Here is a 12,515-nt window from a genome sequence, read left to right on the forward strand (position 1 = left end):
GGGCATGAGCCACACTGACAGCGGCGTCGCGCGCGACACCGGTTTCTTCGGGCAACCGCGGGCCCTCGCCACCCTGTTCGGAGTCGAGACGTGGGAGCGGTTCTCGTTCTACGGCATGCAGGGCATCCTGCTCATCTACCTGTACTACTCGGTGACCGACGGCGGCCTCGGCGTCGACCAGACCGTGGCCGCGGGCATCGTCGGCGCCTATGGCGGCGGGGTCTACCTCGCCACGGTGCTCGGCGCCTGGGTCGCCGACCGGCTGCTGAGCAGCGAGCGGGTGCTGTTCATCAGCGCGACGGTCGTGATGGTCGGGCACGTCGCGCTCGCCGTGCTGCCCGGATTCGTGGGCGTGGCCGTCGGCCTCATCTGCATCGCCCTCGGCAGCGGCGGGCTCAAGGCGACGGCGACCTCGATCGTCGGAACGCTCTACTCGGCCGAAGACACGCGCCGCGACGCCGGCTTCTCGCTCTACTATCTCGGCATCAACCTCGGCGCGTTCTTCGGCCCGCTGCTCACCGGACTGCTGCAGACCACCGCGGGTTTCCACTTCGGGTTCGGCCTGGCCGCGGTCGGAATGGCGGCGGGCCTCGTGCAGTACTCGTTCGGTCGCAGGAGGCTTCCGGATGTCGCGAGGGAAATCCCCAACCCGTTGCCGCGGCAGCGCTACCCGCTGGTCATCGCGGTGGCCGTCGTTCTCGTTGCGGTGGTGGCGGGGCTCGTGTTCGCCGGGGTCATCACCGCGCAGAACCTCGCCCTCATCGTGATCGTGGTGACGGCGCTCGCCGCGGTCGCGTACTTCGTGGTGATCCTCTCGTCTGCCGGGCTCTCGGCCGAGGAGCGCAGCCGCGTGATCGCGTTCATCCCGCTCTTCCTCACGAGCGCGGCGTTCTGGTCGATCTACCAGCAGCAGTTCACGGTGATCACGATCTACGCCGACGAGCGGCTCGACCGCAACCTGTTCGGCTGGGACTTTCCGGTGTCGTGGGTGCAGTCGATCAACCCGATCTTCATCATCGTTCTGTCGGGGGTGTTCGCCGCGCTGTGGACCCGGCTCGGCACACGCCAGCCCAGCACCCCGGTGAAGTTCGGGCTCGGCACGATCGGCGTCGGCCTGGGCTTCCTGCTGTTCCTGCCGTTCGTGGCGACCGGCACGAACGGAACGCCGCTGCTCGCCCTCGTGCTGATCCTGCTGGTGTTCACCGTCGCCGAGCTGTTGCTCTCGCCGATCGGGCTCTCGGTGTCGACCAAGCTGGCGCCGGCGCGGTTCCGCACGCAGATGGTGGCGCTGTTCTTCCTGTCGGTGGCGCTCGGCTCGGCCGCGTCGGGGCAGCTCGCGGGCTTCTATGACCCGCAGAACGAGGTGCCCTACTTCGGCGTGATCGGGGGGATCGCTGTTGTGATCGGTACGGTGCTCGTCGCGTTCGCGCGGCCGGTGCTGCGGATGATGCGTGGGGTGCGGTAGCCCGACCGGGGGTGCTGCGCTGCCGTTCCGAAGGTCGACGGGTGTTTCGCTAGGCGGCGGGCGTGAGCAGCCGGTGCAGGTGCGCGTCGAGTGATCGCAGCGCCCAGGCATCGCCGGTCTGGGGCGCCTGTCGCACGAGGTGCAGGGCGAGACCGTCGATGAGGGCGTGGGTGCCGTCGACGTCGCTGCGGTCGGCTCCCAGAAGTTCGATCGCGCGCACGCACGCCTCGCGCACGGCGAGGTGGGTTCGCTGGTGCGCCTGCCAGAGGGCTCGATCGGTGGCGGCCATCGCGCCGAGGGCGAGCGAGACCTCCATCTCGACGCGGCGTTCCTCGTCGAGGGGGAGGAGCTCGAGCAGGATCGCGCGGGCTGTGCCGGTATCGTCTTCGTCGCTCTCGTTGCTCTCGTTGCTCTCGTCGCTCTCGCCGCTTGCGCCGTGCCGCGCCACCCGCTCGGCCATGCGCTCGACGAGCAGCGCGACGGCGCTGTCGCGCACACTCGCCTGGGTGGGGAACGTGTAGCGCAACGACGACGGGGGCAAACCGGCCTCGGCGGCGACGTTGCGCACCGACAGTGCGGTGAGTCCGTCGCGCACCATCACCCGCCAGGCCGCCTCGGAGACGACTCGGTTGCGTTCGGTGAGGTCGACGGTCTTCGGCATATGCCCATATTCGCACAGTCGTGCGAGATGTGCTAGATTCGGTTATGGCACAACTGTGCGAATACGTGAAAAGGTACGAGGAGTTCGAATGACGTGGGTCGTGCTAATCGCATCGGGGGTGCTGGAGTCCGTTTGGGCTACCGCGCTCGGTGCATCCGAAAATTTCAAACGACCGAAACCGACGGTGCTCTTCGCGGTCTCGCTCGTGCTCAGCATGGCGGGGCTCGCCTACGCGATGACCGACATCTCGGTGGGAACCGCGTATGCCGTCTGGGTCGGGATCGGCGCCGTGCTCACCGTGATCGTCGCGGTCGTGCGCAAGAAAGAGGTGCTGTCGCTCGGTCGTGCGGCGCTGCTCGTCGTGCTCATCGGGTGCGTCATCGGACTGAAAGTAGTGAGCTAATGCCGTGGATCGTTTTGTTTATCAGTGCGGGCCTCGAGGCGGTCTGGGCGACCGCGCTCGGCGCGAGTGACGGCTTCACCGAGATCGTTCCGAGCATCGTGTTCGCGGTCGGGCTCGTGGCGAGCATGGCGACGCTGGCGTACGCGGCGAAGAACATCCCGATCAGCACCGCCTACGCGGTCTGGGCCGGAACGGGCGCGGCGCTCACCGTCGCGTACGGCATGGCCACGGGCGAGGAGGTCGTGACGGTACTGCGCGTGCTGTTCCTGGTCGGGATCGTGGGGAGTGTCGTGGGGCTGAAGCTGCTCAAGGGACGTGCGGCGGATGATTCGGGTGCGGCTGATTCGGACGCGGCTGTGACGCCGGTGTCGTAAGCCGGCGGTTATGCACAACGGGCCGACTTTCCACAGGTTTTGGCGAGGTTCGCTGGAATGTCGGTGGTAGCAATTGCACTGTCCGCATGAACGGATTATCAGGGCCCAACGAGGGTGCGCCGCCCGGCGATGACGCCGTCGTGCTCGAGAGTGATGCGCTCGAACGGGCGATGCTCTCGACATTCGACGGGCTGGTGTCGTCGGCTCAGTCGGCAGAACGCATCGTCAGCGCGTCGATGGCTCTCCGCGCCGCCCAGATCGACAAGCTGCGGGTGTGGAGCGAGGCGATGGTCGCCGCGGAGGGCCCGGCGGCCGCGGGCAGCGAGCCGCACGGCTGGACTCCCGCGGTGCGCGGCCGCCGCGAACTCGTCTTCGAATTGGCCTGTGCCCTGCGCATTCCCGAATCGACGGCCGACCGCCTCTTCGACGAGTCCAGACAGCTGGTCAACGTGCTCACCGAGACGCACGCCGCGCTTCGCGAGGGCGAGATCAGCTACCGTCACGCCCAGGTGATGGTGGAGCAGACGGCGACGCTGCCCGACGAGGCCGCCGCGGACTACGAGCGCGAACTGCTGCCGTTCGCCAAGACGCTCACGGTGGCCAAATTCGTGCGGGTAGCGCGCAAGAAGCGGGAGGTGCTGCATCCCGAGTCGATCACCGACCGACGGCAGAAGGGCCTAGAAGAGCGCAGGGTGTGGCTCGATCCGCTGCCCGACGGCATGACGTTTCTCGGGGCGCACCTCAGCGCGGAGATCGGTGTAGCCGCGCACGGACGACTGACCGAGATCGCTCGCGCTCAGGATGCGCCCGGAGACGACCGAACACTGGCGCAGAAGCGCGCGGACGCGCTCGGCGACCTGCTGCTCGACGGAGACACCTGTGCGGCGGAGGGGGACGCCGCAGGTGCCGCCGGTGGTTCCGGCGCCGGCTCGGGCTCGGGCTCCGGCTCGCCCGCGGGCACCGGGCACGGCATCCGGCCGAAGGTCCTCGTGACGGTGCCGATGCTCACGCTCCTCGGCAAGTCCGAACAACCTGCCACGCTCGAGGGCTACGGGCCGATCGACCCGCACGTAGCGCGCCAACTGGCCGCGGATGCCCCGAGCTTCACCCGCGTGCTCACCGACCCGGTGACGAGCGCGATCCTCGACTTCGACCGCACGAAGTATGCGGTGCCGGCCGACCTGCGATTGGTTCTGCGCGTGCGCGACGAGGTCTGTCGGGCACCGGGGTGCAACAGCCCCGCCGTGAACTGCGACGTCGACCACAGCGTCGACTTCGCTCAGGGAGGAACGACCTGCGCCGGCAACCTGAGCCACCTGTGCCGGGCGCACCACAACCTGAAGCATCACACGCGGGTGCGGCTGCGTAACCCGGGTGACGGTCGCATCGAGTGGACCACGCGGGCGGGCCGCACCTATGTCACCTACCCGGCGAACACCATAGGAGCGCCGCCGGGCTCGGCCCAGGCCGGTGCGCCGCCGGGCGACTGGCCACCGCCGGGCGACTGGCCGCCGCCGGGCGACTGGCCGAAGACCGACGGGACCATCGGGCCGTCGCCATTCTAGCGACCGGCTACGGCCTAGCCGAGGCCGAAGGGCTGGTCGCCGCCGGTGTTCTTGCCGGAGACCGGCTTGCGCGAGAGTCCGACCGAACCGGCGTCCGCGTCCTTCGAGGTGGCGGCGGCGACAGCGTCGTGGTCGTCGGCCTTCGTGTAGGCGTGGCGCAGCTTGACCGGATCGGTGTGCGTTCCCGAGCGCTTTTCCTGGCGGGCCTTGTAGGTGAGGTTGAGTGCCTCGACGATGATCGCGAATCCGATCGGGACGTAGATGAGCGCCTTGTCGATGTGCACCTCGAAGCCGTCCGCGATGAGGGTGAACCCGATGAGCACCAGAAAGGCGAGCGCGAGCATCTTCACCGTGGGGTGCTTGTTGACGAACGCGAACAGGAACTTCGAGGAGAAGAGCATGACGCCGAACGAGAGCACGACCGCGACGATGATCACGAGCAGGTTGTCCACCATGCCGACGGCCGTGATCACGGAGTCGAACGAGAAGACGATGTCGAGCAGCAGGATCTGGGCGATGATCGCGCCGAAGGTGACGGCCTTGCCACCCTCCTTGCCGTGTGATTCGCTGCCCTCGAGCTTCTCGTGAATCTCATGGACGGCCTTGTAGACGAGGAAGAGTCCGCCGGCGATGAGGATGAGGTCGCGGCCGGAGAACCCCATTCCGAACAGTTCGAACAGGTCGTTAGTGAGCGAGATGATCCACGACGCGAAGAACAGCAGCCCGATGCGGATGAGCATGGCGAGCGACAATCCGAGGTTGCGGGCCTTGGCCTGCTGTTCCACGGGCAGCTTGCTCGCCAGAATCGAGATGAAGATCACGTTGTCGATACCGAGAACGAGCTCGAGTACGAAGAGTGTGAGAAAAGCAACGAGGAGGTCGGGCGTAAATTCCAGAGCGAAGTCCATGCTTGTGACTGTATAGAGCAGCGCGCCACCGAAACTGAGAAAGTGCCACCGTAAGCGCGCACTCGGTGTGCGCACACTTCCCGGTAACGTCGAGCCATGACGACCGATCGCGCCGCTGCCCCGCTCGATGACTTCGACCCACTCGACTCGGCTGCCCCGCGCGACGACGCCGACCCGATCGCCCACCACCGCGACCTCTTTGTGCGCGACGCCTCGGTGACCGCCTACCTCGACGGCAATTCCCTCGGTCGCCCGCTTATGGCATCCGTCGACCGGGTTACGAGTTTCCTGACCGAAGAGTGGGGCGGCCGCCTCATCAGGGGATGGGGGGAGGGCTGGCTCGAGCTGCCGCAACGGATCGGCGATGACCTGGGCCGGGTCGCGCTCGGCGCCGCGGCGGGACAGACCGTGATCGGCGACTCGACGACTGTGCTGCTCTACAAGCTCGTGCGCGCGGCGGTCGACGCCCGCCCGGGGCGCACCGAGATCGTTATCGATCGCGACAACTTCCCGACCGACCGCTACGTGCTCGAGGGCATCGCCGCCGAGCGCGGACTCACGCTGCGGTGGATCGCGGCCGGCGAACCGACCCCCGAGGCGCTCGCCGCGGTGCTGCCCCCGGCCACCGCGGTGCTGGTGCTGAGCGCGGTGTCGTACCGCTCCGGTTTCCTCGCCGACGTTCCGGCGCTCACCGCGCTCGCGCACGAGGCCGGCGCGCTCATCCTGTGGGACCTCTGCCACTCCGTCGGCGTCGTTTCCACCGAGCTCGACGAGTGGGGCGTGGATCTCGCGGTCGGCTGCACCTACAAGTACCTCAACGGCGGACCCGGATCGCCCGCGTTCGCCTACGTCGCAGACCGAAACCAGCGGATGCGCCAGCCGATCCAGGGCTGGCTGGGCAGCGCGACCCCCTTCGAGATGGGGCAGGGGTACGAGCCGGCCGAGGGGATCCGCGGGTTCACGAGCGGAACTCCGCCGATCGTCGGGATGCTCGCGATGCGCGACATGATCGCGCTCATCGAGGAGGTCGGCATCGACGCGGTCCGTGCGAAGTCTGTGGCGCTCACCGAGTACGCCGTACAGCTCGTGGATGAGCTGCTTCCCTCGGCCGTGCTTGCGAGTCCGCGCGACCCACGGCGTCGAGGCAGCCATGTGACGATCGACCACGACGGCTTCGAGGCGATCATGCCCGAACTGTGGCGGCGCGGCGTCATCCCCGACTTCCGGCGGCCGAACGGCATCCGGCTCGGGTTGTCGCCGCTGTCGACGAGTTTCGCCGAGGTCGCCACGGGAGTCTCGGCGATCGCGGAACTGCTCGACGACTAGCAGCAGCCTGGCCAGCGCCTGTTGCGCCAACCCCTGCTGCACCAACCTGCGCGGCACCAACCCCTGCTGCGCCAACCTGCGCGGCACCAACCCCTGCTGCGCCAGCCCCTACAGTGGTGGCATGCCCCGTCTCCTGACCCGCATGTCCGCGCGCGATACGTCGGAGGCGCATCGGTCGTCGAGTCCGCTCGAGCTGCTCTTCGACCTCGTCTTCGTGGCGGCGATCGCCCAGGTCGCGGCACAACTCGCCCACAGCATTGCCGACGGCCATGCACTCGAGACGCTCGGCCCCTACCTCATGGTGTTCTTCGCCATCTGGTGGGCGTGGATGAACTTCACCTGGTTCGCGTCGGCGTACGACACCGACGACGTTCCGTACCGTGTGCTCGTGCTCGTGCAGATGGCCGGCGTACTCATCCTCGCGGCCGGTGTGCCCTCGGCGTTCTCGGGCGCGGACGGCGGATTCACCGCGGTCACGGTCGGCTACCTTGTGATGCGCGTCGGACTGGTGGCACTGTGGCTGAGGGCGGGAGTGCAGCATCCGGAGGGCCGCGCCACCGCGTTCCGCTACGCCGCGGGCATCACCCTCGTGCAGATCCTGTGGGTCAGCCGGCTCGCTCTCCCCGACGGCGGACCGTGGTGGATCTTCCTGATCATCGCCGCGGCCGACCTCTCGGTTCCGCTGTGGGCCGAGCGCACCGGGCACACCGCGTGGCATCCGCACCACATCGCCGAGCGCTACGGCCTGTTCACCATCATCGTGCTCGGCGAGAGCGTGCTCGCCGCGACCGTCGGCGTGCAGGACGCGCTCGAGGGCGGCGGTCTGAGCGTCGACCTGATCGTGATCGCGCTCGCCGGCCTGACGCTGCTCTTCGTGCTCTGGTGGCTCTACTTCTCCGAACCGGCGGGCGACGGACTCGCGCGGCGCCGCGACCTGTCGTTCGTCTGGGGCTACGGCCACTACCTGATCTTCGCGTCCCTGGCCGCGGTGGGCGCAGGCCTCGAGGTCGCCGTGGAATCGGCGGGCCACCATACGGAGACCCCCGAGACCGTCGTGGCACTCGCCGTGGCTGTGCCGACCGCGGTGTTCCTCGTGATGCTCTGGGCAGTGCACGCGCCCATAGTCGACCGCGTCGTCATCGACCCGGTCGCGATCGGTGTGAGTGCGGTGCTCGTCGTGGCGTCAGCGTTCCTGGCCCCCGCGGCCGGAGTCGCGGGGGCCCTTATTGCCATAGTCGTAGTGCTCGTGGCGCTGCTCGCGGTGACGCTCCGGTCCGAAGCGAAGCGCGAACCGCAGCTCTAGCGCCGCCGCGCTACTTCTTGACCCTCTCGCCCTCCACGATCGCAGTGATCTCCTCGGTGGAGACGCGCGCGTCGTAGGCGATCTCGTCCGGGCTCTCGTGGTCGTCGACGCTCATGGTCGACTCGTCGAACGGCGCACGGCGCGACAGCACCTCTTCGACCTGGGTCTTGTCGATCTCCTTGGTCCAGGTGCCGATGAGCACCGTCGCGACCGCGTTGCCGGTGAAGTTCGTGAGCGCCCGCGCCTCCGACATGAACCGGTCGATGCCGACGATGACACCCACGCCGTCGACGAGGTCGGGGCGGTGCGCCTGCAGTCCGCCGGCGAGCGTCGCGATCCCCGCACCGGTGACTCCCGCGGCTCCCTTGGAGGCGATCATCATGAACAGCAGCAGCGAGATCTGCTCGCCGAGCGCGAGCGGGGTTCCCATGGCGCTGGCGATGAACAGCGACGCCATCGTCAGGTAGATCGCCGTGCCGTCGAGGTTGAACGAGTAGCCGGTGGGAACCGTGATGCCCACGACGGGCTTCGAGACGCCGAGGTGCTCCATCTTCGCGATGAGACGCGGCAGCGCCACCTCGCTCGACGACGTCGAGACGATGAGCAGGTATTCGCGGCCGAGGTAGCGCATCATGCGGAAGATGTTCACGCCGGTGACGAGCTTGAGCAGTCCGCCCAGAATCACGACGACGAACACGATGCAGGTGATGTAGAACGCGATCATCAGCGTTCCGAGAGCCACGAGCGCCCCCACACCGGTCTCGCCGACGACCGCCGCGATAGCGCCGAACGCTCCGAGTGGCGCGATCCACATGATCATGGCGAGGATGCGGAAGACGAGCACCTGCAGCTGGCGGATCGCTCCGAGGATCGGCTTGCCCTTCGCGCCCATCTTCTGCAAGGCGAAGCCCACGATGAGCGCGACGAACAGCGTCTGCAGGATGCTGCCCGAAGTGAGTGACGAGAACAGGGTCTCGGGGATGATTCCGAGCAAGAAGTCGGTGGTCGACGCCGGCTTGAGTTCGGAGGTGTCGTAGCTCGCCCCGCTGATGTTGAGGCCCTCGCCCGGGTGGATGAGGTTGCCCACGACCAGCCCGATGCCGAGCGCGAACGTCGACATCACGATGAAGTAGCCCAGCGCGAGCCCGCCAACCTTGCCGACCGTCGCCGCCTTTGCGATCGATCCGACGCCCAGAACAATGGTGCAGAAGATGATGGGGGCGATCATCATGCTGATCAGCGAGACGAAGCCCGTGCCGATGGGCTTCAGCCCCTTGGCGAACTCCGGAAAAACGAGCCCGACGGTGATTCCGGCGGCGACCGCCACGATCACCGCGATGTAGAGCCAGTGCGTTCTGTCGATCTTCTTCTTCGGTGCCGCTTGCGTCGTTGCCATCGGTCGTCCTCACTGCTTCCCGGCCGTCACTGCTTTGTGGACGGCGCTCCTGTGGTTGCCCCAGCATCGTGCAGTCGGTCGCGTGCGCCGCGGTTGCGTTCATACTGTTCTCTATGGGCCGGATGATTCGTGGCTGGAGCATCGCGGCTCGTCTCTTCGTTCTGCAGGTCGCGTTCATCGCCGTACTCACGACCGTCGCCACCGTCTGGCTGTTCGCCGACTCGCGGTCCGACGTCGACGCGGATGCCGCGACGCACAGCATGACCGTCGCCGCCTCGGTCGCGGCCAATCCGTTCGTGACCGGCGCCGTCGCATCCGACGACCCGTCTGCGACGCTGCAGCCCTACGCCGTCGATCTGATGCGCGCCACCAACACCGACTTCATCACGATCATGACGCCGGACCGCACGCGTCTCACCCACCCCGATCCGGCGGAGATCGGCAGGCCGTTTCTCGGCACGGTGACCCCCGCGCTCGCCGGCGAGTCGTTCACCGAGACCTACGCAGGCACGCTCGGACCGTCGGTGCGCGCGGTCGTGCCGATCGAGAACGCCGGCGGCGACGTGGTGGCGATCGTCGCGGCCGGCGTGACCGTCGACAACATCTCGGCGGCGCTCGGCGGCCGACTGGCCATCGTGTTCGCCACCGCCGTGCTCACGCTGGTGCTCGGGGCGGTGGCCGCGTGGTTGCTGAGCCGCTACCTGCGCCGCGTCACCTGGGGGCGCGGGCCGGAGGAGATGAGCCGGATGTTCGCCTACTACGAGGGCGTGCTGCACTCGGTACGCGAGGGGCTCGTGCTCGTCGACGCCCAGGGTCGACTGCTGCTCTACAACGACCAAGCCGCGGAGTTTCTCGGTCTGCCGTTCGAACGCCCGACGGAGCCGGTGCCCGTGCGCGACCTCGACCTGCCGGGCGACCTCGGCGCCCTGCTCGCCAGCGGGGAGCGCGCGGTCGACGAGGTGTACGTCACGCCGACCGACGTTCTGGTCGTCAATCAGGAGGTGACCGTGTCATCCGGGCCCGCCCGCATTCTGGGAACCGTCACGACCCTGCGCGACCACACCGACCTGCAGAAGCTGACCGGCGAACTGCAGACGATGCGCACGCTGTCCGACGCGCTGCGCTCGCAGACACACGAGTTCTCGAACCGGCTGCACACGATCGTCGCCCTGATCGAGCTCGGGCGTGCGCAGGAGGCGGTCGACTTCGCTGCGAACGAGCTCGACGTGGGGCAGGAGCTCGCCGACTCGCTGCTCGCGTCGGGCGAGGAGCCCGTGCTCACCGCGCTGCTGCTCGGCAAGTCGGCGCAGGCGCGTGAGCGCGGGATCGACCTCGACCTGCGCATCGACGAGCGGCTCGGCCGGCTGGGTCTCGAGCCGAGCGAACTCGTGACGATCGTGGGCAACCTCGTCGACAACGCGATGGACGCGGTGAAGCCGGAGCTCGATCGCGCCGAAACCGCTGCCGACGCCGACGCCGACGCCGGAGCCGCTGCCGGAACCGCGGCCGGAGCCGCCGTGCCGACCGAGCGGCCCCGGGTGCTCGTCGAGATCGACCGGAACGCAAGGGACCTCGTTCTGCGGGTGAGCGACAACGGGTCGGGCTTCGCCGACGTCGACCTCGCGTTCAGCCGCGGCTACTCGACGAAGCGCGCCGACGTGCACGGCCGCGGTATCGGCCTCGCGCTGGTCGACCAGGCGGTGCGGCGCCTGGGCGGTGCCGTCGACGTGCACAACGCCCCGGGTGCCGTCGTGACGGTGCGGCTGCCGCTCGAGCTGGCGGAGGCGTCGTGAGCATCCGCGTGCTCGTGGTCGACGACGAGCCGATCACCGCCGAAGCCCACGCGGAGTACGTGCGCCGCCTGCCCGGGTTCGAGGTCGCGGGCGTGGCCGGCGACGGACGGGAGGCGCTGCGGCTGCTGCGCGACTCGGCCCGGGGAGAACCGCCCACCAGCTCGATCGACCTGGTGCTGCTCGACATGAATCTTCCCGATATCCACGGGCTGGATCTGTGCCGACGCATCCGCGCGTCCGGCCTCGAAGTAGACGTGATCGCGATCACCGCGGTGCGGGATGTCGCTGTCGTGCGGGCATCCGTCTCGCTCGGAATCGTGCTCTATCTCATCAAGCCGTTCACCTTCTCGACCTTCGCCGCGAAGCTCGAGAACTACCGCGGGTTCTCGGCGACGTTGGAGCTCGGAGACGCCCTCGCGACGCAGAGTGAGGTGGATGCCTCGTTTGCGAGCCTGCGGGCGGCGGGGCAGCCCCAGCTCGACAAGGGGCTGTCGCAGCCGACCCTCGACGCGGTGATCGCGGCGGTGCGCGCGAATGAGGCGGCGGTGTCGGCGAGCGAGCTCGGCGCGCAGCTCGAGCTGGCCAGGGTCACCGCCCGGCGCTACCTCGAGCACCTCGTGGGCGCCGGCGTGCTCGAGCGCGCGCCGAGGTACGGCACGCCTGGCCGCCCCGAGTACGAGTACCGAGCGCGCTAGGGCGGCGTACTGCCGGGGCGCTAGGCCGAGTCGGTCGCGGCACCGGCCGCGGCCGCCCCGCCCGCGTGCCGCTCGAGCAACGGGCCCATGCGGTTCGGGATGATCTCGGCCATCGCGAGGGTCGTGCTCGACCGCGTGACGCCCTCGATCTCGAGGATGCCCGTCGTCAACTCGTAGAGGTGCGCGGGGTCGCGCGCCGCGATGCGCACCTGCAGGTCGCCCTCGCCGGTGATCGCGAGCGCCTCGAGGATCTCGGGAACCCGGGTGAGCGCGCGCACCGTGTCCTCCGAATTGCTCTGGGTGATCGACAGGCGCAGAAAAGCGGTCAGCGGGTAGCCAAGCGAGGCGGGGCTGACGCGCTGGCTCGGCGATCCGAGCTGGCGGCGGTCGGCGAGCTTGCGCAGGCGGGCGTGCACGGTGTTACGGGCGATACCGAGCGCGCGCGAGAGCGACAGCGTCGTCGCTTCCGGTTCGGCGTCGAGCGCGAGGATGATGCGCGCGTCGGTGGCATCGAGGAGGGGGGCGTCGAGGAGGGTCGAGGCGGGGTTCGTGGCATCGGAGTTCGCGGCGCCGGCCACCTGGGCTTCATGGTCTGACGATGTGACGTTGGGCATAGTGCATTGTAC

At 68.5% G+C, this 12,515-nt stretch carries 12 protein-coding genes; 8 read left to right on the top strand and 4 right to left on the bottom strand.

Going from position 1 to position 12,515, the window contains the following annotated elements; genetic code table 11:
* Positions 1-4 precede the first annotated feature (4 nt).
* A complete protein-coding gene (locus ACLQ6X_RS00205) occupies positions 5-1,465 on the top strand; it encodes a peptide MFS transporter (RefSeq protein WP_411698146.1) in 1,461 nt (486 codons plus the stop codon).
* Positions 1,466-1,514: 49 nt separating this feature from the next.
* Here ACLQ6X_RS00205 and ACLQ6X_RS00210 read toward each other — a convergent pair whose 3' ends face one another.
* The gene (locus tag ACLQ6X_RS00210; RefSeq protein WP_411698147.1) at positions 1,515-2,126 is read right to left on the bottom strand and encodes a TetR/AcrR family transcriptional regulator; all 612 of its coding nucleotides are present in this window, start codon (positions 2,124-2,126) and stop codon (positions 1,515-1,517) included.
* An 88-nt stretch (positions 2,127-2,214) separates the two neighbouring features.
* On the opposite strand from ACLQ6X_RS00210, the gene ACLQ6X_RS00215 reads away from it, so the two are divergent.
* The 3 genes from ACLQ6X_RS00215 (at position 2,215) to ACLQ6X_RS00225 (ending at position 4,468) form a co-directional block, all read left to right on the top strand.
* Complete coding sequence (locus tag ACLQ6X_RS00215) at positions 2,215-2,529, top strand: DMT family transporter (RefSeq protein WP_411698148.1); 315 nt, start codon at positions 2,215-2,217, stop codon at positions 2,527-2,529.
* On the top strand, positions 2,529-2,903 hold the full coding sequence (locus tag ACLQ6X_RS00220) for a DMT family transporter (protein ID WP_411698149.1): 375 nt from the start codon (positions 2,529-2,531) through the stop codon (positions 2,901-2,903). Before ACLQ6X_RS00215 ends, ACLQ6X_RS00220 begins: the two co-directional genes overlap by 1 nt.
* A gap of 86 nt (positions 2,904-2,989) precedes the next feature.
* The gene (locus tag ACLQ6X_RS00225) at positions 2,990-4,468 is read left to right on the top strand and encodes a DUF222 domain-containing protein (protein ID WP_411698150.1); all 1,479 of its coding nucleotides are present in this window, start codon (positions 2,990-2,992) and stop codon (positions 4,466-4,468) included.
* A 14-nt stretch (positions 4,469-4,482) separates the two neighbouring features.
* Here the strand turns inward: ACLQ6X_RS00225 and ACLQ6X_RS00230 are convergent, their stop codons facing one another.
* Positions 4,483-5,376, bottom strand: a complete 894-nt coding sequence (locus ACLQ6X_RS00230) for a TerC family protein (RefSeq protein WP_411698151.1) — start codon at positions 5,374-5,376, stop codon at positions 4,483-4,485.
* Between the two features lie 96 nt (positions 5,377-5,472).
* On the opposite strand from ACLQ6X_RS00230, the gene ACLQ6X_RS00235 reads away from it, so the two are divergent.
* Together ACLQ6X_RS00235 and ACLQ6X_RS00240 are read left to right on the top strand one after the other, a co-directional pair.
* Entirely contained in the window at positions 5,473-6,702 is a 1,230-nt protein-coding gene (locus ACLQ6X_RS00235) for a kynureninase (protein WP_411698152.1), read from the top strand.
* Between the two features lie 121 nt (positions 6,703-6,823).
* Positions 6,824-8,005, top strand: a complete 1,182-nt coding sequence (locus ACLQ6X_RS00240) for a low temperature requirement protein A (protein WP_411698153.1) — start codon at positions 6,824-6,826, stop codon at positions 8,003-8,005.
* A gap of 10 nt (positions 8,006-8,015) precedes the next feature.
* Here ACLQ6X_RS00240 and ACLQ6X_RS00245 read toward each other — a convergent pair whose 3' ends face one another.
* Complete coding sequence (locus ACLQ6X_RS00245) at positions 8,016-9,401, bottom strand: cation:dicarboxylate symporter family transporter (protein ID WP_411698154.1); 1,386 nt, start codon at positions 9,399-9,401, stop codon at positions 8,016-8,018.
* A 113-nt stretch (positions 9,402-9,514) separates the two neighbouring features.
* On the opposite strand from ACLQ6X_RS00245, the gene ACLQ6X_RS00250 reads away from it, so the two are divergent.
* Together ACLQ6X_RS00250 and ACLQ6X_RS00255 are read left to right on the top strand one after the other, a co-directional pair.
* Complete coding sequence (locus tag ACLQ6X_RS00250) at positions 9,515-11,194, top strand: ATP-binding protein (protein ID WP_411698155.1); 1,680 nt, start codon at positions 9,515-9,517, stop codon at positions 11,192-11,194.
* Entirely contained in the window at positions 11,191-11,889 is a 699-nt protein-coding gene (locus ACLQ6X_RS00255; protein WP_411698156.1) for a response regulator, read from the top strand. The genes ACLQ6X_RS00250 and ACLQ6X_RS00255 overlap by 4 nt, the downstream gene beginning before the upstream one ends.
* A 20-nt stretch (positions 11,890-11,909) precedes the next feature.
* Here ACLQ6X_RS00255 and ACLQ6X_RS00260 read toward each other — a convergent pair whose 3' ends face one another.
* Positions 11,910-12,503 (bottom strand): Lrp/AsnC family transcriptional regulator, encoded by a 594-nt coding sequence (locus ACLQ6X_RS00260; protein ID WP_411698157.1) that lies wholly within the window; start codon positions 12,501-12,503, stop codon positions 11,910-11,912.
* Positions 12,504-12,515 lie beyond the last annotated feature (12 nt).

Source organism: Conyzicola sp. (genome assembly GCF_046714715.1).
Classification (GTDB): Bacteria; Actinomycetota; Actinomycetes; order Actinomycetales; family Microbacteriaceae; genus Conyzicola.